Source organism: Halomonas sp. B23F22_3, assembly GCF_043496965.1.
GTDB lineage: Bacteria > Pseudomonadota > Gammaproteobacteria > Pseudomonadales > Halomonadaceae > Halomonas.
Map to the genome: position 1 here is coordinate 1 of NZ_JBIEKG010000001.1, position 21,778 is coordinate 21,778.

A 21,778-nucleotide genomic window follows, 5' to 3' on the forward strand; every position below is an offset into this window, starting at 1 on the left:
CGATCGAGTGGCGTGCATTCTACCGAATGCGGCGAGTTCGTCAAGCGGGAATTTTCAAAGCGTCTTCGAAAAACCCAAGTGGAAACAAGCACTTCTGCCACTATCACCGCCTGCAACGTTTGCCCGTCGCCGGCAGCGGATGCGTACTTTACGGATTTCCCGGGGACCGTGCAAGGCCTCGGCAAAGAAAAAATATAGCCCACTCCGGGCGGGCGCGCCATGGACCATCACGCCTTTCTTCATGACCGCCGTGAAACGCCCTGCCATGACGCACCTCGACACCCGATGCCGCGCCTTCGCGCATCAAACGAGATCGCGCCGACTCAGATCACGAACAGATCGACGAAGCGGTGCACCGCGGTCTGCTCCAGGCGGGCCTGGTCACCGCAGAGCCCGACGATCTCGGCGCAGCGACCCGCCGGGAAGCGCGTGGCCAGGTTGTGTTCGAACTTCTCTTCCAGCAGCGGGATGCCCTCCGCCCGCCGGCGGCGATGGCCGATGGGGTAGTCGACCGCGACCTGCTCCGTGGTAGTGCCGTCGCTGAAGAAGACCTGAACGGCATTGGCGATGGCGCGCTTCTGCGGGTCGTAGTAGTCCCGGGAATAGCGCTCGTCCTCGACCACCTCCATCTTCCTACGCAGCTCGTCGATCCGCGGATGGGCCTCGTGGAAGGCGTCCTCATAGTGCTCGGCGGTGAGGCCGCCGAAGATCAGCGGCACGGCGGTCATGTACTGCAGACAGTGATCACGGTCGGCGGGATTGGCCAGGTCGCCCTCCTTGGAGATGATGCGAATCGCCGAGTCGTGGGTGGTCAACACGATGCGCTCGATCTCGTCCAGGCGATCCTTCACCTGAGGATGCAGGGTCACTGCCGCCTCGCAGGCGGTCTGGGCATGGAACTCGGCCGGGAAAGAGATCTTGAACAGGATGTTCTCCATCACGTGGCTGCCGAGCTCGCGCTGGAAGCTGAACCGGCGCTGCTCCTCCGGCTTGGTGGCGAGATCCCGGTTGGTGTGGCTGAAGAGCACATCGTAGAAACCCCACTGCGGTGCGGTCAGCACGCCCGGGATGCCCATCTCGCCGCGCATGGCGATATCGGCCAGGCGCACGGCGCGGGAGGTGGCATCCCCGGCGGCCCAGCTCTTGCGCGACCCCGCGTTCGGCGCATGCCGATAGGTGCGCAGGCTCTGTCCGTCGACGAAGGCGTGGGAGAGCGCCGCGAGCAGCCGCTCGCGATCGGCCCCCATCAGCTTCGCCACCACCGCGGTGGAGGCCACCTTGACCAGCACCACGTGATCGAGTCCAACCCGATTGAAGGAGTTGTCCAGCGCCAACACGCCCTGGATCTCGTGGGCCATGATCATCGCCTCGAGCACCTGGCGCATGGTCAGCGGCGCGCCCCCATCGGCGACACGCCGCTGGGAGAGGTGATCGGCCACGGCCAGGATGCCGCCCAGGTTATCGGAGGGGTGGCCCCACTCGGCGGCCAGCCAGGTATCGTTGTAGTCGAGCCAGCGAATGATGGCCCCGATGTCCCAGGCCGCCTTGACCGGATCCAGCCGGAAGGAGGTGCCGGGCACGCGCGCCCCGTGAGGCACCACGGTACCCTCGACGAGCGGCCCCAGGTGCTTGGTGCACTCGGGAAAGCGCAGCGCCAGCAGGCCGCAGCCCAGTGTGTCCATCAGGCAGTGGCGCGCCGTCTGCAGCGCCTCGTCGCTGTCGATGGTGAACCCGAGGACATAGTCGGCGAGGGTCTGCAGCTCGACGTCGTACTCCGGGCGCACGTTGGTTTCCACGGTGCTCATCGGGTGCCTCCTGCTGTCGCGAGTCGGTCGGTGTCTCTCTACCACTCTCTTCACTATAGAAAACGCCCCGTGTCACCGACACGGGGCGTGTATTGCGGCGGACGATGGCGACTCAGAGGCTGTCACCGGGCACGCGCACCCAGCCTTCCATCAGCACGCGAGCGCTGCGGCTCATCACCGCCTCGTCGATCACCCAGCGACCGTCGACCAGGCTCGCCTCGGCGCCGACCCGCAGGGTGCCGGAGGGGTGACCGAAGGTCACGGCGTTGCGCTTGCCGCCGCCGGCGGCCAGGTTGACCAGCGTGCCCTCGATGGCCGCCGCCGAGGCGATGGCGACCGCGGCGGTGCCCATCATGGCGTGGTGCAGCTTGCCCATGGAGAGCGCCCGCACCCGCAGATCGATCTCGTCGGCCTCGACTGCCTTGCCGCTGGAAGCCGTGTAGCTCGCCGGCGGCGCCACGAAGGCGACCTTGGGCGTGTGCTGGCGATTGGCGGCCTCACTCAGCTCGTTGATCAGCCCCATGCGCAGGGCGGCGTGGGCGCGGATGGTCTCGAAGCGTTCGAGCGCCCGGGAATCGCCGTTGATCGGCTCCTGCAGCTCGCTGCCGGAGTAGCCGAGCTCGTCGGCGTTGACGAACACGGTGGGAATGCCGGCATTGATCATGGTCGCCTTGAGGATTCCCCCCTCCACCACGTCGGCCGGCACCTCCAGGTCATCGACCAGCCGGCCGGTGGGGAAGATCGCCCCCTCGCCGTCGGCGGGATCCTTGAAGGCCACCGGCACCTCGGCGGCCGGGAAGGTCACGCCGTCGAGTTCGAAGTCGCCGGTCTCCTGCACCTGGCCGTCGGTGATCGGCACCCGCGAGACGATGGTCTTGCCGATGTTGGCCTGCCAGATACGCACCTCGACCTCGCCGTTCTCGGGGATGCGGCCTGGGTCCACCAGGCCGTTGCTGATGGCGAAGGGCCCCACCGCGGCGGAGAGGTTGCCGCAGTTGCCGCTCCAGTCGACGAAGGCCTTGTCGATGGCGACCTGGCCGAAGAGGTAGTCGACGTCGTGGTCGGGGCTCTCGCTCTTGGAGAGGATGACGGTCTTGCTGGTGCTGGAGGTGGCCCCGCCCATGCCGTCGATCTGCTTCTGGTAGGGATCGGGGCTGCCGATCACCCGCATCAGCAGGCGGTCACGGGCCTCACCCGGCACCCGGGCGGCCTCGGGCAGGTCGTCGAGGCGGAAGAAGACGCCCTTGCTGGTGCCGCCGCGCATGTAGGTGGCGGGCACCCTGATCTGTGGAACCTGTGCCATGGAATTCACGTCCTTCTCGAGAAAGATCGACCCGGGGCCGTGGCGGCGCCGGGTCGATGGATGGATCAGGGGGTGACGTTCATCGCCCGGTTCAGCCGACCGCCTCGACCTCGGACTCCAGGAAGTCCTGGGCGAAACGCTGCAGCACGCCGCCGGCGGAGTAGACGGTCACCTCCTCGGCGGTATCCAGGCGACAGATCACCGGCACCCGGTCGACCTCGCCGGTCCGGCGGTGGATCACCAGCTCGAGGGTGGCACGCGGCGCCGGGGCGCCCTCGACGTCGTAGGTCTCGGTGCCGTCGAGCTGCAGCGTATGGCGGGTGGTGCCCTCCTCGAACTGCAGGGGCATCACGCCCATGCCGATCAGGTTGGTGCGGTGGATGCGCTCGAAGCCCTCGGCGACGATCGCCTCCACGCCCGCCAGCGCCACGCCCTTGGCGGCCCAGTCGCGGGACGAGCCCTGGCCGTAGTCGGCACCGGCGATGACGATCAGCGGCTGGTCGCGGTCCATGTAGGTCTCGATGGCCTCCCACATGCGGGTCACCTCGCCCTCCGGCTCGACACGCGCCAGCGAACCCTGGCGCACCTCGCCGTTCTCGTCCCGCACCATCTCGTTGAAGAGCTTGGGGTTGGCCAGGGTCGCCCGCAGGGCGGTGAGGTGATCGCCCCGGTGGGTCGCGTAGGAATTGAAGTCCTCCTCCGGCAGGCCCATCTTGTGCAGGTACTCGCCGGCCGCACTGTCCATCATGATGGCATTGGAGGGCGACAGGTGGTCGGTGGTGATGTTGTCCGGCAGGATCGCCAGCGGCCGCATCCCCTTGAGGGCCCGCACGGCCGCCATGTTGCCTTCCCAGTAGGGCGGACGGCGGATGTAGGTGCTCTGCTCTCGCCAGTCGTAGAGCGGGCTCTCGGCCTTATCGGCGGCGTCCAGGTCGAACATCGGGATGTAGACCTGCTTGAACTGCTCCGGCTTGACGAACTCGGCGACGATGGCGTCGATCTCCTCGTCGGAGGGCCAGAGGTCCTTGAGGGTGACCGGGTTGCCATGCTGGTCGGTGCCCAGCACGTCCTGCTCGATGTCGAAGCGCACGGACCCGGCGATGGCGTAGGCCACCACCAGCGGTGGCGAGGCCAGGAAGGCCTGCTTGGCGTAGGGGTGGATGCGGCCGTCGAAGTTGCGGTTACCGGAGAGCACCGCGGTGGAGTAGAGATCGCGGTCGATGATCTCCTGCTGGATCTCGGGGTCCAGGGCGCCGGACATGCCGTTACAGGTGGTGCAGGCGTAGGCGACGATGCCGAAGCCGAGTTTCTCGAGCTCCGGCAGCAGGCCGGCCTCCTCCAGGTAGAGGCGCGCGACCTTCGAGCCTGGCGCGAAGGAGGACTTCACCCAGGGCTTGCGCACCAGGCCCAGATCGTTGGCCTTCTTGGCCAGCAGGCCCGCGGCCACGACGTTGCGCGGATTGGAGGTATTGGTGCAGCTGGTGATGGCGGCGATGATCACCGCGCCATCGGGCATCTTGCCCGCCTTCTCCTCCGCCTGGGCCTCGTCGCTGTCCATGTAAGAGCTCACGGCGATGCCACGCTCGGCGAGGGCACTGGTGGGCAGGCGACGGTGCGGGTTGGAGGGCCCCGCCAGGTTGCGCTCCACGGTGGAGAGATCGAAGGTCAGCACCCGCTCGTACTGCGCCTCGCTCAGGCTGTCGGCCCACAGGCCGGTCTGCTTGGCGTAGGTCTCGACCAGCTCGACCTGCTCCGGCTCGCGACCGGTGATCTTGAGATAGTCCAGGGTCTGGTCGTCGATGTAGAACATCGCCGCGGAGGCCCCGTACTCCGGCGTCATGTTGGAGATGGTGGCCCGGTCGCCGATGGTCAGGCTCTTGGCGCCCTCGCCGAAGAACTCCAGGTAGGCACCGACCACCCGCTCCTGGCGCAGGAACTCGGTGATGGCCAGCACGATATCGGTGGCGGTGATGCCGGGCTGACGCTTGCCGGTCAGCTCCACGCCGACGATGTCCGGCAGGCGCATCATGGAGGGACGGCCCAGCATCACGGTCTCGGCCTCGAGGCCGCCCACGCCGAGGGCGATCACGCCCAGGCAGTCGATGTGCGGGGTATGGCTGTCGGTCCCCACGCAGGTATCGGGGAAGGCGACGCCGTCGCGAGCCTGCACCACCGGCGACATCTTCTCGAGGTTGATCTGGTGCATGATGCCGTTGCCGGCGGGGATCACGTCGACGTTCTCGAAGGCCGTCTTGGTCCACTCGATGAAGTGGAAGCGATCCTCGTTGCGGCGATCCTCGATGGCGCGATTCTTGTCGAAGGCGTCCTGCTCGAAGCCGGCATGCTCGACGGCCAGGGAGTGATCGACGATCAGCTGGGTCGGCACCACCGGGTTGACCTTGGCCGGGTCACCGCCCCGCTCGGCGATGGCGTCGCGCAGGCCGGCGAGGTCGACGAGCGCCGTCTGGCCGAGGATGTCGTGACACACCACGCGGGCCGGGTACCAGGGGAAGTCCAGGTCGCGCCGGCGCTCGATCAGCTGGGTGAGCGCATCGGTCAACAGCTCCGGCTCGCAGCGGCGCACCAGCTGCTCGGCCAGCACCCGCGAGGTGTAGGGAAGGGTATCGTAGGCACCGGGCTGGATGTCGTCGACGGCCGCACGGGTGTCGAAATAGTCCAGCTCGGTGCCGGGTAGAGGCTTGCGGTAGTCGGTATTCATGGCGTGCACCATCGGTTCATGGACAGAAGAAAAGACGCTTGCAGTGGCTATCCAGCCGGGAACAAGCCTGCGCGAGGGCGCTATGAACCCATCCCTGGGCGCTACCGACGCCATCCCTGGCGTAGGACCCTCGCTTCGCCTTGTCCCCGCCCCTGTCGCGACAGGGGATCAGGCAGAGGCGTCAGTCGCGCTCCTCGATGGGCACCCATTCGCTCTTCTCGGGGCCGACGTAGTCGGCGCTCGGGCGGATGATGCGGTTGTTCGCGCGCTGCTCGAAGACATGGGCACACCAGCCGGTGACGCGCGAGCAGACGAAGATCGGCGTGAACAGCTTGGTCGGGATGTCCATGAAGTGGTAGGCGCTGGCGTGGAAGAAGTCGGCGTTGCAGAACAGTTTCTTCTCGCGCCACATCACCGCCTCGACGCGCTCGGAGACCGGGTAGAGGACGCTGTCGCCCACGTCCTCGGCCAGCTTCTGGGACCAGTGCTTGATGATGGCGTTGCGCGGATCGGACTCGCGGTAGATGGCATGGCCGAAGCCCATGATCTTGTCCTTACGCTCGAGCATGCCCATGATCTCGCGCTCGGCCTCGTCCGGCGACTGCCAGTCCTCGATCATCGCCATGGCCGCCTCGTTGGCGCCGCCGTGCAGCGGGCCGCGCAGCGAGCCGATGGCGCCGGTCACACAGGAGTGCATGTCGGAGAGCGTCGAGGCGCAGACGCGGGCGGTGAAGGTCGAGGCGTTGAACTCGTGCTCGGCGTAGAGGATCAGCGAGACGTTCATCACCCGGGCGTGCAGCTCGGAGGCCGGTTCATCGCGCAGCAGGTGCAGGAAGTGCCCGCCCACCGAGGCGTCGTCGGTCTCGGTCTCGATGCGCACGCCATCGTGGGAGAAGCGGTACCAGTAGCAGATGATCGACGGCAGCGCGGCGAGCAGGCGGTCGGAGACGTCCTGCTGCTCATCGAAGCTCTGCTCGGTCTCGAGGTTGCCGAGCATCGAGGCGCCGGTGCGCATCACGTCCATGGGATGGGCATCGGCCGGGATCTGCTCGAGCACGGTCTTCAGTGCCTGGGGCAGTCCACGCAGGCCCTTGAGCTTGGTGATGTAGGCATCGAGCTCGGCCTGGTTGGGCAGCTTGCCCTTAAGCAGCAGGTAGGCGACTTCCTCGAACTTCGCCTTCTCGGCCAGCTCCTTGATGTCGAAGCCGCGATAGGTCAGGCCGGAACCGGTCTGGCCGACGGTGCACAGGGCCGTGGTGCCGGCGCTCTGGCCGCGCAGGCCGGCGCCACCGATGGGTTTATCTGCCATGTCGTGTCTCCTCGTGAGTCGTTTATTGTCGGTATCGTGGCGTGTCAGGCGTCGCTGCCCTGCTCCGCGTTACTGTTCTCTGCAAACAAGGCGTCGAGCTTCTGCTCGAAGTCGTGATAGTTGAGGAAGTCGTAGAGCTCGTCGCGGGTCTGCATCAGCTCCACCACGTCGCGCTGGTGTCCGGTGTCGTGGATGCTCTGGTAGACCTTGAGGGCCGCGGCGTTCATGGCGCGGAAGGCCGACAGCGGGTAGAGCACCATGCGACAGCCCACCTCGCCGAGCTCCTGCTGGGAGAACAGCGGCGTGGCGCCGAATTCGGTGATGTTGGCGAGAATCGGCGCATCGACGCGCTCGCAGAAGGCCTTGTAGTCGTCCAGGGTGTGCACCGCCTCGGCGAAGATGGCGTCGGCGCCCGCCTCGATGCAGGCGTTGGCCCGCTCGATGGCCGCGTCCAGGCCGTCCTTCTGGAAGGCATCGGTGCGCGCGATCAGGTAGAAGTCCGGATCGAGGCGCGCGTCCGCGGCGGCCTTCACGCGGTCGACCATCTCCTGCTGGGAGACGATCGCCTTGTTGGGGCGATGGCCGCAGCGCTTCTGCGCCACCTGGTCCTCGAGATGCACGGCGGCCACGCCGGCGCGCTGCATCTCCTTGACGGTGCGGGCGATGTTGAAGGCGCCGCCCCAGCCGGTATCGATGTCCACCAGCAGCGGCAGGTCGGTGGCCCCGCAGATGCGGTGGGCGTCCTCGACCACGTCGTTCATGGTGGTCATGCCGAGATCCGGCAGGCCATAGGAGGCGTTGGCCACCCCGCCGCCGGAGAGGTAGATCGCCTGGTGGCCGACACGCTTTGCCATCATGGCGGTATAGGCATTGATGGTGCCGACGATGGGCAGCGGACGGTTGGCCTCGAGGGCGGCGCGGAAGCGGGCGCCGGGCGTCGATTGAGTCATGGATGGTCTCCGTTATTGTGTCGAGCGCCTCAGGAGGAGGTCTCGCTATCCTGCGGTTCGAGGGTGGCCGCATAGCGCTCGACGACGTTGGCTCGCGAGGCGCTGACGTGGCGGCGCATCAGCAGCTCCGCCAGTTCGGCGTCGCCCGCCTCGATGGCGTCGACGATGCGGTGGTGTTCGACGAAGGCACGCTGCGGGCGCGTGCCGCTGGCACTGAACTGGGTACGATAGAGTCGCACCAGGTAGTAGAGGTCGTCGCAGAGCAGGCCCATCAGCATCTTGTTGTGGCTGCCCAGCACGATCTGGTAGTGGAAATCCAGGTCGCCTTCGCGCTGGTAGTAGGCCTCGCCGCGGCGCAGGTCGGCCTGGCGCTCGTGGACCGAGAGCACTTCGCGCAGCCCGGCGATCTCCTCGGGCGTCATGTGCTCGGCGGCCAGCCGAGCGGCCATGCTTTCCAGGGCCTCGCGCAGGTCGAACAGCTCGAGCAGCTCCTTCATGGAGAGCTGGACCACCCGGGCCCCCACGTGGGGCACCCGCTGGATCAGGCGGTGCGACTCCAGTCGGCGCATCGCCTCGCGCAGCGGCCCGCGCGAGATGCCGTAGGCGCGCGAGAGACCGGGCTCGGTGATCTTGCTGCCGGGCGCCAGCTCGCCACGGACGATGGCGTCCTGCAGCTGGTTGAAGACCCGCTCCGCCAGGGTGCGGACTTCGGGGGTGGCGGCCTGTTCCGTTGCGACTGAGGTCATGGCAATTGTCGACAATTAAATGATGGAAGAACTTTAGCCACTGGCTTTCTCGCGGTCAACCGGCCACTCGAGAGAAAGCCTTCACCTTTGGTTGTAGACAAAACGGCCGATGGCGACGTGCGTGTCGACAATGCGCGATCGCGGGAAGGGACAAGTCGGTTCGCGATGCCTAGAATGAACGCCCTGCTAGGGGAAGACACCTGATGACACCACCGCTCGAGATCACTCCACTGCCCTACCACGAGGACCCGCTCGGCTATTTCGCGGTGCTGCGCGACAGGCCCGGCGCGGTATTGCTCGACAGCGGTCGGCCGACGGCGCCCGGGGGGCGCTACGACATCCTCAGCTGCGACCCGCTGACCCTGCTGGAAGTCGACGAGTCCGGTCGCGTTCATGGCGACCCGGCGCTGGCGGGGCTTGCTCCCTTTGCCGCCCAGCAGGCGCTGCTCGACCGGCTGTCCCGGGAGGTGCCGGAGAGCGACCTGCCGTTTCTCGGCGGCCTGATCGGCTACTGGAGCTACGACCTGGGGCAGCGACTCGAACCGGTGGCGGGGCAGGCCCGCCCGGCCGTCTCGCTGCCGGCCAGCCGGGTCGGCCTCTATGACTGGGCGCTGATTCAGGATCACGAGTGCCGGGAGAGCTGGCTGGTGGCCAGCGCCGCGCGCCGCGCGGAGGTGCTCGAGTGGCTGGCGGCCGCGGCGCGTCCGGCACAGGCCTTTCGCCTCACCGCCCCCTTCGCCGCCGAGCTCAGCCGCGAGGCGTACCTGGCGCGCTTTCACGCCGTGCAGGCCTACATCCGCGCCGGCGACTGCTACCAGATCAACCTGGCCCAGCGTTTCAGCGCCCCCTACGCGGGCGACCTGTGGGCCGCCTATCGTCGCCTGCGCGAGGCCACCCCGACGCCCTATGCCGGCTACCAGGCCTGGCCCGGCCCCCGGGGGGAGCAGGCGATCCTCTCGCTGTCACCGGAGCGCTTCCTCGAGTGCCGGGACGGGCGCGTCGAGACCCGACCGATCAAGGGCACCCGGCCGCGCGGCGCCAGCCCCGCCGAGGACCGGCGGCTGGCCGCCGAGCTCGAGGCGAGCCTCAAGGATCGCGCCGAGAACGTGATGATCACCGATCTGCTGCGCAACGATCTGGGCCGCGTCTGCCGGCCCGGCAGCGTGCGGGTGCCCACGCTCTGCGGCCTGGAGAGCTATGCCAACGTCCACCATCTGGTCAGCGTGATCACCGGCGAGCTGGCGGCCGACCGGCGTCCCATGGACCTGCTGGCGGCGGCCTTCCCCGGCGGCTCCATCACCGGCGCCCCCAAGGTGCGTGCCATGCAGATCATCGACGAGCTGGAACCCAGCCGGCGCAGCGCCTACTGCGGCAGCCTGGGCTACGTCGACGTGCGCGGTCGGATGGACACCTCCATCGCCATTCGCAGCGTGGTGGCCGAGGCGGGCCGGCTGCACCTGTGGGGCGGTGGCGGCCTGGTCGCCGACTCGAATGGCGACGACGAGTATGCCGAGACCCTGGACAAGATCCGCCACCTGATGCGGGCCCTGGCGACGCCGACCGCTGAGGCTAAATGGAATAAAAAAGATCCCCACTTAGTCGATCCGGACATAGATATCCAATGATTCGGTATTGGGGAGGGGCGCAACGGCTCTGCTAGGGTGGCGGCAATACCATCAGCAGAGAGTGCCATGACTGCCTTCGACCCCAACCGTTTCGTCCTCGAGCACGATCAGGAGACGCCCAAGGAGATCCTGCGCGCCGCCTACCGAGCCTTCGGCGAGTTGACGATCTCCTTCTCCGGCGCCGAGGACGTGGTGCTGATCGACCTGGCCCTGAAGGTGGCGCCGAAGGAGGACGTGACGGTCTTCTCGCTGGACACCGGCCGCCTGCATGCCGAGACCTACGCCTTCATCGAGCGGGTGCGCGATCACTACGCCATCCCCATCGACGTGCGCGTGCCCGACACCGAGGACGTCCAGGCCCTGGTGCACGAGAAGGGACTCTTCAGCTTCTACCGCGACGGTCATCAGGAGTGCTGCGGCATCCGCAAGGTGGCGCCCCTGCGCCGGCGCCTGGCGGGCCTGCCGGTGTGGGTCTCCGGCCAGCGCCGCGACCAGAGCCCCGGCACCCGCTCCAGCCTGCAGATCGCCGAGCGCGACAGCGCCTTCGGCAGCGAGCAGGCGCCGCTCTTCAAGATCAACCCGCTGGCCCGCTGGACCAGCGACGACGTCTGGACCTACATCCGCATGTTCGACGTGCCCTACAACGCCCTGCATGAGCGCGGCTATGTGAGCATCGGCTGCGAGCCCTGCACGCGCCCCACCCTGCCGGGCCAGCACGAGCGCGAGGGGCGCTGGTGGTGGGAGGATCAGGGCGGCAAGGAGTGTGGGCTGCACGCCGTGAACCTGGTGCCGCCGGCCTCGTCGAGCGCCTGAGCCGCCATTCCACGACACCACAAAGGGCGCCCCGCGGGGCGCCCTTTCGCTGTGTGCTCGCTTCGACAAGACGTCGAGACGGCCAGGCAAGCCTCAGCGGATCGGCAGCTCGATGTCCTCGAACAGCCCCTGCTCATGACGGGGGCCGGCGGCCAGCGCCGCGTCCACCAGGTCCCGGTCGAGGTGGCCGGCGAAGCCTTCCAGGAAGTCGTACATGTAGCCGCGCATGAAGGTGCCGCGACGAATGCCGATCTTGGTGGTGGAGCTCTCGAACAGGTGATCCGCCTCCAGCGCCACCAGGTCGGTGTCGTGCTCGGCATCCACCGCCATGTGCGCGACGATCCCCACCCCCATGCCGAGGCGCACGTAGGTCTTGATCACGTCGGCATCGGCGGCGGTCAGCACCACGTTGGGCGACAGGCCGCGCGCCCGGAAGGCATCGTCGAGCTGGGAGCGACCGGTGAAGCCGAACACGTAGGTGACCAGCGGATAGTCGGCCAGCGCCTCCAGCGTCAGGGTCTCGAGCTCGGCCAGCGGATGGCCCGTGGGCACCAGCACACAGCGGTTCCAGCGGTAGCAGGGCAGCAGCACCAGATCGTTGAAGAGGTCCAGGGACTCGGTGGCGATGGCGAAGTCGGCCTGACCGTCGCTGACCATCTGGGCGATCTGCTTGGGCGTGCCCTGCTGCATGTGCAGTGCGACGTCGGGATACTTCTGGGTGAAGTCGCGGATCACCGGCGGCAGCGCATAGCGCGCCTGGGTGTGGGTGGTGGCGATGGAGAGGCTGCCGCGACGCTCGTCGCTGTGCTCCTGGGCGACGTCCTTGATGTTCTCGGCCAGCCTCAGCACCTGCCCGGCCAGCTCGATGATCGCCTGCCCGGCCGGCGTGACACGGGTCAGGTGCTTGCCGCTGCGGGCGAAGATCTCGACGCCGAGCTCGTCCTCGAGCAGGCGGATCTGCTTGGAGATGCCGGGCTGGGAGGTGAAGAGGCTCTGAGCGGTGGCCGAGACGTTGAGGTTGTGGCGTGACACCTCCCAGATGTAACGCAGCTGCTGAAGCTTCATGGCCGCCCTCTCCTATGCGTGCTGTCTATGCTGTGAGTGCTGTCTATGCGTGCTGACGGTGCGTACCGACCCGGCATGCCGCGGATACCGGCCTGCCATGGCGCCCTTAAAATACCTTAAGGACATAAAAAAATAACCCACAATCACTTTATAGCATAACCTGGCGGGCTCGATGCAACCGCCGACCGGCGTTCGCAACGGCAGCGGGGATTTGCCAGCACCCCGGACGATCGCTAACATCGTCCGACCGGGCATGTCCCGCATGCCCCCATACCCGCTCGATGCAGCGCAACGAAACTGGAGAATCACATGGCCAACAACGTCGATGTCACCAATGCCAACTTCGAGCAGGAAGTCCTCAAGGCCGACGCACCGGTCCTGCTGAAGTTCTGGGCCCCCTGGTGTGGTCCCTGCAAGGTGATGGCGCCGGTGGTCGATGAGGTGGCCGAAGAGCGCGATGGCAACCTCAAGGTCGTCAGCATCAACGTGGACGACGCTCCGGAGATCGCCGCCGAGCAGGGCGTGCGCGGCGTGCCCACCGTGATGCTGTTCAAGTCCGGCACCAAGGTCGCGTCGCTGGTCGGCGCTCAGTCCAAGTCTCAGCTGAGCCAGTTCATCGACCAGAACGCCTGATCGCGCGTTCCCCGCACGACATCGCCCCGGCCACGGCCGGGGCGATGTCGTTCGGGGCGACGCCGCGAGGAGCTACTCCTCGTTGCGCTTGGAGATCGGCCGGTCGGCCTGGTCGAGGGGCGAGCCGACCGCCGGCCCCAGCAGGTGGGCGATCCAGCGCGTCTGCGGATGGCTGTCCAGGGCGATCTTCAGGGTCATGGTCAGCACCACCGAGAGCAGCATGCCCACCGCACCGAAGATCCATCCCCAGACCACCAGCGACAGGAAGGCCACCGAGGTGGAGAGCCCCAGCGCGCGCCCCATCACCCGCGGTTCGATGATGTTGCCCATCACGAAGTTCACCCCCAGGTAAGCCGCCGAGAGCAGCATGGCATCCACCAGCCCGCCCTGGGGCGAGACCAGCAGCAGCAGCACCGGCGGCACCGCGGCGATGGCCGAGCCGATGTTGGGAATGTAATTCAGGGCGAAGGCCAGCACCGCCCACAGCAGGGGGAACTCCACGCCCAGCAGCTTGCAGGCCAGCCAGATCAGCGCGCCGGTCGCCAGGCTGATCAGCGTCTTCACGGCCAGGTAGCGCTTGAGGGTGTGGCTGAACTCGCTGAAGCGCCGCAGGCTCGGCGCCGGGTTGACCAGGGCCCGGGAGATCTTGTCGCGGAAGTTGAGGGTCTCGAAGAGCAGGAAGATCACCAGCAGAGACACGACGATGCTCTGCATCATCAGGTTGCCCACCTCGCCGAGCAGCGCCGGGATCCAGCCGCCGAACTGCTCGGCGTCCAGCAGCTCCGCCAGGCGGTCGGTGTCGATGGCCAGGCCCATGCCGGCCAGCCCATCGAGCAGCCCCAGATAGTACTGGTAGAGCTTCTGCTCGATCCCCGGCAGCGCCTCGACGAAGGTGCCGAAGCTGTTGACCAGCAGCACGCCGAGCAGCGAGAGGAAGCCGCCGATCACCACCAGGGTCAGCCAGACCGACAGGCGCAGGCTCAGGCCGAGGCGGTTGAGCCACTGCACCGGGGCCGTACAGACCACGGCGATGAACAGCGACAGCAGCAGCGGGACCAGCAGGCTGGACCCCGCTCGCATGCCGGCCACGATCACCACCAGCGCGGCCAGCGCCAGGGTCAGGTTGAGGGGGATACTCTGCGGCTGCTCGTTCTGGGGGGGTGGGGGCATGCCCGGTCTCACGGTCGTCGATGGTCTGCTCATGATGACGGGGCACGATGCAATTGCAAGGAGCGGAACCATCCTCGCCCCGCGGGCTCGAAGCCCGGTGTCCCACTGACGACAAGGAGCGAGTCATGACCTTCCCCCGCCCTGCCCGCGCGCTGTGCCTTCCGGCGCTGGCCGCCCTGCTGTCGCTCGCGCCGCCGCTGACGGCCAGCGCCCTGGCGGCGGAGCCGCCCAGCCGCCTGGACATCCAGGCCCAGGCCGAGCTCTCGGTCGTGCCGGATCGCGCCACCCTCGAGGCCCGCCTCTGGGAGCACACGCCGGCCGTGCCCCAGGGAGCCGAGCGCGAGGCCGACGCCGAGGCCCTGCGCCAGGCGCGCCAGCGCCTGGAGGAGCGCGCCGCGGCGCTGATCCAGCGCCTGGAGGCCGAGGGGCTGGCCAGCGAGGCGATCACCGCCGGTTCGCTCCAGGTCCAGCCGCAGCACCTGCCGATGGCGCGGCACGATGACGACGAGGGTGTCCCCCAGGTGCGCACTCGCCTCCTGCGCCCCGTGAGCATCGAGGTCGAGGATCTCGCCCAGCTGCCGGGCCTGCTCGACGCCCTGACCGAGGCCGGCGTCAACGCCCTGGACGGCGTACGCTACGATCTCTCCGACCGCGAGGCCGCCACCGACGAGGCGCTGGTCAAGGCGCTGGAGAAGGCGCGTCACAAGGCCAAGCTGATGGCCGAGACCCTGGGCATCGAACTGGGCGAGGTGATTGCCGCCAGCGAGACGCGCGCGCCGGTGTTCCAGCCGCGGATGATGGCGATGAGCGATGCGCGCGCCGAGGGCGCCGCCCCCACGGAGTATCGCCCGGGCACCATCACCATCGAGGCCGGCGTCAACGTCAGCTGGGCACTCGACGACGCGCCCTGAGCGGCGCGCCAAGGCGGCGTCCTCTTGCCCCGGCTCAACGAAAAACCCCACCCGGGCGGCGCCCAGGTGGGGTTTTCGGTCTTCAGCAAAGCGCGAGGGTATCAGCCGTTGATCGTCTCGACGCCGCCCATGTACGGGCGCAGCACCTCGGGCACGGTGATCGAGCCGTCGGCGTTCTGGTGGTTCTCCATCACCGCGATCAGGCAGCGCCCCACCGCCAGGCCGGAGCCGTTGAGGGTGTGCAGCAGCTGCGGCTTCTTCTGTTCCGGGCGGCGGAAACGCGCCTGCATGCGCCGCGCCTGGAACTCCTCGCAGTTGGAGACCGAAGAGATCTCGCGGAAGGTCTGCTGGCTCGGCATCCAGACTTCCAGGTCGTAGGTCTTGGCGGCACCGAAGCCCATGTCACCGGTGCACAGGGTCACCACCCGATAGGCCAGGCCCAGCGCCTGGAGGATCGCCTCGGCGTGGCCGCGCATCTCCTCCAGGGCCGCGTAGCTCTGCTCCGGCTCGACCATCTGCACCATCTCGACCTTGTCGAACTGGTGCTGGCGGATCATGCCGCGGGTGTCGCGGCCGTGGGAGCCCGCCTCGCTGCGAAAGCACGGCGTGTGGGCGGTGAGCCGCACCGGCAACATCTTGTGCTCGAGGATCTCGTCCCGGGCGAAGTTGGTCAGCGGCACCTCGGCGGTGGGGATCAGGTGGAAGCCGCGCTCGTCATCCAGGCGGAAGAGGTCCTCGCCGAACTTGGGCAGCTGGCCAGTGCCGTGTAGCGAGGCCTCGTTGACCATGTAGGGGACATAGCACTCCTCGTAGCCGTGCTCGAGGGTCTGCTTGTCGAGCATGAACTGGGTCAGCGCGCGGTGCAGCCGCGCGATGGGCCCGCGCATCACGGCGAAGCGCGAGCCGGTGAGCTTGGCCGCCAGCTCGAAGTCGAGATCACCCTGCAGCGCCCCCAGGTCGACGTGATCGCGCACCTCGAAGTCGAAGTCCGGCGGCGTGCCCCAGCGGTGCAGCTCGACGTTCTCCTCCTCGCTCTGGCCTTCCGGCACGCTCTCGTGGGGCAGGTTGGGAATGCCGCTGACCAGGGCGTCCCACTCGGCCTGCACCTCGGCGAGGCGGGCCTTGGCGGCATCGAGCCGGTCGCCCAGGTCGCTCACCTCGGCCAGCAGGGGCTGGATGTCCTCGCCCTGGGCCTTGGCCTTGCCGATGGACTTGGAGCGGGTATTGCGCTCGTTCTGCAGGGACTCGGTCTCGGCCTGCAGTTCGCGCCGCCGGGACTCCAGCGCCTCGAGGCGCTCGGTGTCGAGGTCATAACCCCGCGTGGCCAGTCGTTGGGCGACCGCATCGAGGTCGCTGCGCAGCAGTTTGGGATCGAGCATGGCATCCAGTCCGTTGCAGTCGGTGAAGGAAGGTCAGGCGGTGGTGAAAATCAGGCGCCCATTGTAGGCAAAAGGGGGCAGGGGCGCTACGCGGCGCGGGCCCGCGGGATGCGCACCCCCGCCCTCTCGCGGTAGAGTAGGCGCACTCCTTCCCCCCGCCCTGCCTCGCCTGGGCGGCGCCACCACTGAACACGACGCCATGATCGCACGCTTGGACACCGCTGACGCCAGCACCCTGCCGGGCCTCGACGCCCGCTACCTGCGCTTTCTCGAGGCGCTGAAAGCCGAGGGCTTCGAGGGCGAGATCACCCCGGACTACGCCACCCGCACGGTGCTCGCCACCGACAACTCCATCTACCAGCGCCTGCCCCAGGCCGTGCTGAGCCCGAAGCACGGCGAGGACCTTCAGCGCATCGCCCGCCTGGCCGGGCGCGAGGCGCATCGCGACGTTGTGCTCACGCCCCGCGGCGGCGGCACCGGCACCAACGGCCAGTCGCTCACCGACGGCCTGGTGGTCGACGTCTCGCGGCACATGAACGCCATCCTCGACATCGACGTCGAGGCCCGCCGGGTGCGCGTCCAGGCGGGGGTGGTCAAGGACCAGCTCAACGCCGCGCTCAAGCCCCACGGGCTCTTCTTCGCGCCGGACCTGTCCACCTCCAATCGCGCCACCATCGGCGGCATGATCTCGACCGACGCCAGCGGCCAGGGCAGCTGCGAGTACGGCAAGACCCGCGATCACGTGCTCGAGCTTACGACCGTGCTGCTCGGCGGCGAACGCCTCGTCAGCCGCCCGCTGGCCGACGAAGCGCTCGCGCCGCTCTGCGAGCGCGACGACGTCACCGGCACGGCCTACCGCACCGCCCGGGAGATCATCGACACCCAGCGCGAGCTGATCGAGTCCACCTTCCCGCCGCTCAACCGCTGCCTGACCGGCTACGACCTGGCGCACTTGAGGACGGCGGAAGGCAAGCTCGACCTCAACAGCCTGCTGTGCGGCTCGGAGGGCTCGCTCGGCCTGCTCGACGAGGCGGTGCTCAACGTGCTGCCGATCCCGAAGCACTCGACCCTGGTCAACGTGCGCTACGCCGGCTTCATGGACGCGCTGCGCGATGCCAAGGCGCTGATGGGCGGGGAGGCGGCGCCCACCTCCATCGAGACGGTGGACGACACCGTGCTGCTGCTGGCCATGGAGGACTTCGTCTGGGACAGCGTGGCGGAGTTCTTCCCTGCCGGGGAGACGCCGGTGCGCGGCATCAACCTCGTCGAGTTCAACGACGACGACCCCGAGCGGCTGGCCCGGCGGGTCGAGGCCTTCTGCCGCCACCTGGAGACGGACGCGAGCGTTAATCGCCTCGGCTTCACCCTGGCCGAGGGCCGCCCACAGATCCAGCGGGTCTACGCCATGCGCAAGCGCGCCGTGGGCCTGCTCGGCAACGCCCGGGTCGATGCCAAGGGCGAGAAGCGCCCGATCCCCTTCGTCGAGGACACCGCGGTGCCACCGGAGCACCTGGCGGACTTCATCGGTGAGTTCCGCGCCGCCCTCGACGCCCGCGGGCTGGCCTATGGCATGTTCGGCCACGTGGATGCCGGGGTGCTCCACGTGCGCCCGGCGATCGACATGAAGGACCCCGAACAGGAGCGGCTGATCCGCGAGGTCTCCGACGAGGTGGCCGCGCTGACCCGGAAGTACGGCGGCCTGCTGTGGGGCGAGCACGGCAAGGGCGTGCGCTCGGAGTACTCCCCGGCCTTCTTCGGCGAGCTCTACCCCAGCCTGCAGCGGGTCAAGGCGGCCTTCGACCCCCATAACCAGCTCAATCCCGGCAAGATCGCGACGCCGCTCTCTATTCCGCCCGAAAACGCGGATAGGGCTCCCTCGGCCGAAAATGACGCGCAGGCCGACCAGTCCAGCCCGGAAGGGAGCGAAGACGAGCAAACCGTCAAGTGGGTCGATCCCGGCCTGCTGGCCGTCGACGGCGTGCCCACCCGCGGCCAGCTCGATCGCACCATCGACGAGCGGGTCTGGCAGGCCCACGCCGCCACCGTCTACTGCAACGGCAACGGCGCCTGCTACAACTACGACCCCGACGACGCCATGTGTCCCTCCTGGAAGGCCACCCGGGACCGGGTCCACTCGCCCAAGGGACGCGCCAGCCTGATCCGTGAATGGCTGCGCCTGCAGGGCGAGGCCGGCGTCGACCTCATCGAGGAGTCTCGCCGCCAGCGCGCCGAGGGCGCCTGGGGCTTCGTCAAGCGCCTGCCCCGCCGCGCCCTCAACACCTGGCGTCGCGACCGCGAGGCGGACTTCTCCCACCAGGTCTACGACGCCATGGCCGGGTGCCTGGCCTGCAAGTCCTGCGCCGGCCAGTGCCCGGTGAAGGTCAACGTGCCGGACTCCCGCTCGCGCTTCCTGGCGGCCTACCACGGCCGCTACCTGCGCCCGGTGCGGGACTACCTGGTCGGCGGCATGGAGTTCCTGCTGCCCGCACTCTCCCGGGTCGCCCCGATCTACAACGCCGCCCTGTGCAACCGCCTGGTCGACCGCCTGCTGGCCGGCCCCATCGGCCTGGTCGACAGCCCCCGGCTCTCCCGCGCGAGCCTCAGAAAGCAGCTCGCCGCCTGGGGCGTGGCCCAGGCCACGCCCACCTCGCTGGGCCTGCTCACCGAGGCCCAGAAGGCCCGCAGCGTGGTGCTCGTGCAGGACGCCTTCACCAGCCACTTCGAGGCGCGGCTGGTCATGGACATCGTCGAGCTGCTCTCGCGGCTCGACGTGCGGGTCTTCGTGGCGCCCTTCTCGCCCAACGGCAAGCCGCTGGACGTCCAGGGCTTCCAGGGTGCCTTCGCGCGCACCGCCGAGAAGCAGGCCCGGCGCCTGGCGACGCTCGCCGAGTTCGGCGTGCCGCTGGTCGGCATCGACCCCGCCATGACCCTCAGCTACCGCCAGGAGTACGTGAAGGCCCTGGGCCCGGACGCGGTGCCCGAGGTGCTGATGCTCCAGGAGTGGCTGGTCACGCAGACGCCGAGCCTGGCGCGCGTCGCCGCCCCGGACGCGGGCCGCGATCCCGGCTTCCGGCTGCTCTCCCACTGCACCGAGAAGACCAACGCCCCGGGCAGCCCCAAGGCCTGGCAGCAGCTGTTCGCCGCCTTCGGCCTGGAGCTCGAGCTGGTCAGTACCGGCTGCTGCGGCATGTCCGGCACCTACGGCCATGAGGCCCGCAACCTCGACACCTCGCGGACCATCTACGCCCAGTCCTGGCAGCCCCAGGTGGAAGATGAGGCCAACGCCGGCCGGCTGCTCGCCACCGGCTATTCCTGCCGCAGCCAGGCGAAGCGCTTCTCCGATCAGACCCTGCCCCACCCGCTTCAGGCCCTGCTGGGCTGGCTCAAGCAGCGCTGACGGCCGCTGCGATCCTTTCCGACCGATAGCCGGACAAGACAACGGGCAGCCCAAGGGCTGCCCGTTGTCCTTCGTGCCTTGAGGCGAGGGATCAGAAGAACAGCCGGCGCAGCGCCTGACCGGGCTCGGCCTCGCGCACGAAGGCCTCGCCCACCAGGAAGGCGTTGACGTCGTGCTCGCGCATGCGCAGCACGTCATCGCGGGTGTGGATGCCGGACTCGGTGACCGCGGTGACGCCGGCGGGGATGCGGGGCAGCAGCTCCAGGGTGGTCTCGAGCCGGGTGTCGAAGGTGTGCAGGTCGCGATTGTTGATGCCGACCAGGGCGAGGTCGAGCGCCAGCGCCCGCTCGAGCTCCAGGGCGTCGTGGACCTCCACCAGCACGTCCATGCCGAGCTCAACGGCCTGACGGTGCAGATCCGCCATCCGGTCGTCGTCCAGGGCGGCGGCGATCAGCAGGATGCAGTCCGCGCCGATGGCGCGCGCCTCGCTCACCTGGTAGCCGTGGGTGATGAAGTCCTTGCGGATCACCGGCAGGCCGCAGGCCGCGCGGGCCTCGATCAGGTCGTCCTCGTGGCCCTGGAAGAAGTCGGCGTCGGTCAGCACCGAGAGGCAGGCGGCCCCGCCCTCGGCGTAGCTCGCGGCGATCTCGCCGGGCCGGAAGTCCTCGCGCATCACGCCCTTGGAGGGCGAGGCCTTCTTGATCTCGGCGATCACCGCCGGATCACCGCCTTCGATGGTGCCAGCCAGGGCGGCGACGAAGCCACGGGGGGCGTCCTGCTCGGCGGCCAGGCGCAGGAGTTCCTGCTCGGAGACGGCCCGGGAGCGCTCGGCGACCTCCTCCGCCTTGCGGGACAGGATGCGCTCGAGGATGGTCGGCAGGGCGGAAGCGTCGGTCATGTCGGGCCTCACTGGTTGAACACGCGGGTGAAGTTGGCAAGCTCCTTGAGCTTCTCCAGCGGCAGCTTAGAGGCCTGGGCATCCTGGGCCATGGCCACCCCTTCCTTGAGGGTATCGGCGACCCCGGCGGCATAGAGCGCGGCGCCGGCGTTGAGCGCGACGATGTCGGCGGCCGGCCCCTCGCCCACCAGCGCCTGCTCGACCAGCCGCAGGCTATCCTCGGCGGTCTTGACGCGCAGCGGGTCCAGCGACTGGCGCTCGATGCCGAATTGCTCGGGGGTGATGGTGTACTCGTGGATCTCGCCGTCCTTGAGCTCGGCGACCAGGGTCGGCTGGGCCAGCGAGATCTCGTCCAGGCCGTCCTCGGCGTGGACCACCAGCACGTGCTCGCTGCCGAGGCGCTTGAGCACGTCGGCCATCAACGGCACCAGCTCCGGGGCGTAGACGCCGAGCACTTGATTAGGCGCACCGGCGGGGTTGGTCAGCGGCCCGAGGATGTTGAACAGGGTACGCACGCCCATCTCGCGCCGCGGCGCCACGGCGTAGCGCATCGCGGGGTGGTGGTTGGGGGCGAACATGAAGCCGACGCCCACCTGCTCGATGCAACGCCCGACCTGCTCGGCATCGAGGTCCAGGTGGATCCCCGCCACGGCGAACAGGTCGGCGCTGCCCGAGGAGGAGGAGACGCCGCGGTTGCCGTGCTTGGCGACGTGGGCGCCGCCGGCGGCCACCACGAAGCTCGCCGCCGTGGAGACGTTGAACAGGTTCGCCCCGTCGCCGCCGGTGCCGACGATGTCGACCACGTTCTCGGCGGTGAGCCGCACCGGGGTCATCAGCTCGCGCATCACCTGGGCGGCGGCGCTGATCTCCTCGGCGGTCTCGCCCTTCATCGCCATGCCCATCAGGAAGGCGGCGATCTGCGGCTCGCTGGCCTCGCCGGTCATGATCTGGCGCATCACGGCGTGGGTCTCGCCGAAGCTCAGGTTCTCGCGGCGCATCACCGCGCCGAGGGCCTCTCGCATCTGCATGGGATTCTTCTCCTCTGACTGGGGCAC

The 21,778-nt window shown here is 68.5% G+C and carries 17 protein-coding genes; 6 read left to right on the plus strand and 11 right to left on the minus strand.

The window, feature by feature from the left end; all coding sequences use genetic code 11:
- The coding region (locus ACGTNG_RS00005; RefSeq protein WP_394574782.1) for a hypothetical protein at window positions 1–198 on the plus strand (198 nt) is incomplete at its 5' end.
- 125 nt (window positions 199–323) lie between these two features.
- On the opposite strand, the gene prpD is transcribed toward ACGTNG_RS00005, so the two are convergent.
- The 6 genes from prpD to ACGTNG_RS00035 form a co-directional block, all read right to left on the minus strand.
- Entirely contained in the window at window positions 324–1,805 is a 1,482-nt protein-coding gene (prpD, locus tag ACGTNG_RS00010) for a 2-methylcitrate dehydratase (protein WP_394574783.1), read from the minus strand.
- A 112-nt stretch (window positions 1,806–1,917) separates the two neighbouring features.
- Complete coding sequence (prpF, locus tag ACGTNG_RS00015) at window positions 1,918–3,108, minus strand: 2-methylaconitate cis-trans isomerase PrpF (RefSeq protein ID WP_394574784.1); 1,191 nt, start codon at window positions 3,106–3,108, stop codon at window positions 1,918–1,920.
- A gap of 91 nt (window positions 3,109–3,199) precedes the next feature.
- The gene (gene acnD / locus ACGTNG_RS00020) at window positions 3,200–5,827 is read right to left on the minus strand and encodes a Fe/S-dependent 2-methylisocitrate dehydratase AcnD (RefSeq protein WP_394574785.1); all 2,628 of its coding nucleotides are present in this window, start codon (window positions 5,825–5,827) and stop codon (window positions 3,200–3,202) included.
- Between the two features lie 181 nt (window positions 5,828–6,008).
- Window positions 6,009–7,136 carry a bifunctional 2-methylcitrate synthase/citrate synthase gene (gene prpC, locus ACGTNG_RS00025; protein WP_394574786.1) on the minus strand — a complete coding sequence of 376 codons (1,128 nt, stop codon included), beginning with the start codon at window positions 7,134–7,136 and terminating at the stop codon, window positions 6,009–6,011.
- Window positions 7,137–7,180: 44 nt separating this feature from the next.
- Window positions 7,181–8,086: a methylisocitrate lyase gene (prpB, locus tag ACGTNG_RS00030; protein ID WP_394574787.1), complete on the minus strand. Its 906-nt coding sequence runs from the start codon at window positions 8,084–8,086 to the stop codon at window positions 7,181–7,183.
- A gap of 29 nt (window positions 8,087–8,115) precedes the next feature.
- Window positions 8,116–8,832 (minus strand): GntR family transcriptional regulator, encoded by a 717-nt coding sequence (locus tag ACGTNG_RS00035; RefSeq protein WP_394574788.1) that lies wholly within the window; start codon window positions 8,830–8,832, stop codon window positions 8,116–8,118.
- 203 nt (window positions 8,833–9,035) lie between these two features.
- On the opposite strand from ACGTNG_RS00035, the gene pabB reads away from it, so the two are divergent.
- Window positions 9,036–10,457, plus strand: a complete 1,422-nt coding sequence (gene pabB, locus ACGTNG_RS00040; protein ID WP_394574789.1) for an aminodeoxychorismate synthase component I — start codon at window positions 9,036–9,038, stop codon at window positions 10,455–10,457.
- Between the two features lie 66 nt (window positions 10,458–10,523).
- Window positions 10,524–11,270, plus strand: coding sequence for a phosphoadenylyl-sulfate reductase (locus tag ACGTNG_RS00045; protein WP_394574790.1), 747 nt, complete (start codon window positions 10,524–10,526; stop codon window positions 11,268–11,270).
- Between the two features lie 93 nt (window positions 11,271–11,363).
- Here the strand turns inward: ACGTNG_RS00045 and cysB are convergent, their stop codons facing one another.
- Window positions 11,364–12,335: an HTH-type transcriptional regulator CysB gene (gene cysB / locus ACGTNG_RS00050; RefSeq protein ID WP_394574791.1), complete on the minus strand. Its 972-nt coding sequence runs from the start codon at window positions 12,333–12,335 to the stop codon at window positions 11,364–11,366.
- Window positions 12,336–12,644: 309 nt separating this feature from the next.
- Here cysB and trxA point away from each other — a divergent pair, with 309 nt between their 5' ends.
- Window positions 12,645–12,968, plus strand: coding sequence for a thioredoxin (trxA, locus tag ACGTNG_RS00055; RefSeq protein WP_089847268.1), 324 nt, complete (start codon window positions 12,645–12,647; stop codon window positions 12,966–12,968).
- Between the two features lie 72 nt (window positions 12,969–13,040).
- Here trxA and ACGTNG_RS00060 read toward each other — a convergent pair whose 3' ends face one another.
- On the minus strand, window positions 13,041–14,138 hold the full coding sequence (locus ACGTNG_RS00060; RefSeq protein ID WP_394574792.1) for an AI-2E family transporter: 1,098 nt from the start codon (window positions 14,136–14,138) through the stop codon (window positions 13,041–13,043).
- Between the two features lie 125 nt (window positions 14,139–14,263).
- On the opposite strand from ACGTNG_RS00060, the gene ACGTNG_RS00065 reads away from it, so the two are divergent.
- A complete protein-coding gene (locus tag ACGTNG_RS00065; RefSeq protein WP_394574793.1) occupies window positions 14,264–15,049 on the plus strand; it encodes an SIMPL domain-containing protein in 786 nt (261 codons plus the stop codon).
- 101 nt (window positions 15,050–15,150) lie between these two features.
- Here ACGTNG_RS00065 and serS read toward each other — a convergent pair whose 3' ends face one another.
- Window positions 15,151–16,428, minus strand: coding sequence for a serine--tRNA ligase (gene serS, locus ACGTNG_RS00070; RefSeq protein ID WP_394574794.1), 1,278 nt, complete (start codon window positions 16,426–16,428; stop codon window positions 15,151–15,153).
- Window positions 16,429–16,627: 199 nt separating this feature from the next.
- On the opposite strand from serS, the gene ACGTNG_RS00075 reads away from it, so the two are divergent.
- The gene (locus ACGTNG_RS00075; protein WP_394574795.1) at window positions 16,628–19,825 is read left to right on the plus strand and encodes an FAD-binding and (Fe-S)-binding domain-containing protein; all 3,198 of its coding nucleotides are present in this window, start codon (window positions 16,628–16,630) and stop codon (window positions 19,823–19,825) included.
- 91 nt (window positions 19,826–19,916) lie between these two features.
- Here ACGTNG_RS00075 and trpC read toward each other — a convergent pair whose 3' ends face one another.
- On the minus strand, window positions 19,917–20,723 hold the full coding sequence (trpC, locus tag ACGTNG_RS00080) for an indole-3-glycerol phosphate synthase TrpC (protein WP_394574796.1): 807 nt from the start codon (window positions 20,721–20,723) through the stop codon (window positions 19,917–19,919).
- Between the two features lie 8 nt (window positions 20,724–20,731).
- The gene (gene trpD / locus ACGTNG_RS00085; RefSeq protein ID WP_394574797.1) at window positions 20,732–21,751 is read right to left on the minus strand and encodes an anthranilate phosphoribosyltransferase; all 1,020 of its coding nucleotides are present in this window, start codon (window positions 21,749–21,751) and stop codon (window positions 20,732–20,734) included.
- Window positions 21,752–21,778: the final 27 nt, after the last annotated feature.

Bases quoted from the DNA above. Each gene is read 5' to 3' on its own strand.
- prpD (WP_394574783.1), bottom strand. From the start codon at position 1,805: ATGAGCACCGTGGAAACCAACGTGCGCCCGGAGTACGACGTCGAGCTG.
- prpF (WP_394574784.1), bottom strand. From the start codon at position 3,108: ATGGCACAGGTTCCACAGATCAGGGTGCCCGCCACCTACATGCGCGGC.
- acnD (WP_394574785.1), bottom strand. From the start codon at position 5,827: ATGAATACCGACTACCGCAAGCCTCTACCCGGCACCGAGCTGGACTAT.
- prpC (WP_394574786.1), bottom strand. From the start codon at position 7,136: ATGGCAGATAAACCCATCGGTGGCGCCGGCCTGCGCGGCCAGAGCGCC.
- prpB (WP_394574787.1), bottom strand. From the start codon at position 8,086: ATGACTCAATCGACGCCCGGCGCCCGCTTCCGCGCCGCCCTCGAGGCC.
- ACGTNG_RS00035 (WP_394574788.1), bottom strand. From the start codon at position 8,832: ATGACCTCAGTCGCAACGGAACAGGCCGCCACCCCCGAAGTCCGCACC.
- pabB (WP_394574789.1), top strand. From the start codon at position 9,036: ATGACACCACCGCTCGAGATCACTCCACTGCCCTACCACGAGGACCCG.
- ACGTNG_RS00045 (WP_394574790.1), top strand. From the start codon at position 10,524: ATGACTGCCTTCGACCCCAACCGTTTCGTCCTCGAGCACGATCAGGAG.
- cysB (WP_394574791.1), bottom strand. From the start codon at position 12,335: ATGAAGCTTCAGCAGCTGCGTTACATCTGGGAGGTGTCACGCCACAAC.
- trxA (WP_089847268.1), top strand. From the start codon at position 12,645: ATGGCCAACAACGTCGATGTCACCAATGCCAACTTCGAGCAGGAAGTC.
- ACGTNG_RS00060 (WP_394574792.1), bottom strand. From the start codon at position 14,138: ATGCCCCCACCCCCCCAGAACGAGCAGCCGCAGAGTATCCCCCTCAAC.
- ACGTNG_RS00065 (WP_394574793.1), top strand. From the start codon at position 14,264: ATGACCTTCCCCCGCCCTGCCCGCGCGCTGTGCCTTCCGGCGCTGGCC.
- serS (WP_394574794.1), bottom strand. From the start codon at position 16,428: ATGCTCGATCCCAAACTGCTGCGCAGCGACCTCGATGCGGTCGCCCAA.
- ACGTNG_RS00075 (WP_394574795.1), top strand. From the start codon at position 16,628: ATGATCGCACGCTTGGACACCGCTGACGCCAGCACCCTGCCGGGCCTC.
- trpC (WP_394574796.1), bottom strand. From the start codon at position 20,723: ATGACCGACGCTTCCGCCCTGCCGACCATCCTCGAGCGCATCCTGTCC.
- trpD (WP_394574797.1), bottom strand. From the start codon at position 21,751: ATGCAGATGCGAGAGGCCCTCGGCGCGGTGATGCGCCGCGAGAACCTG.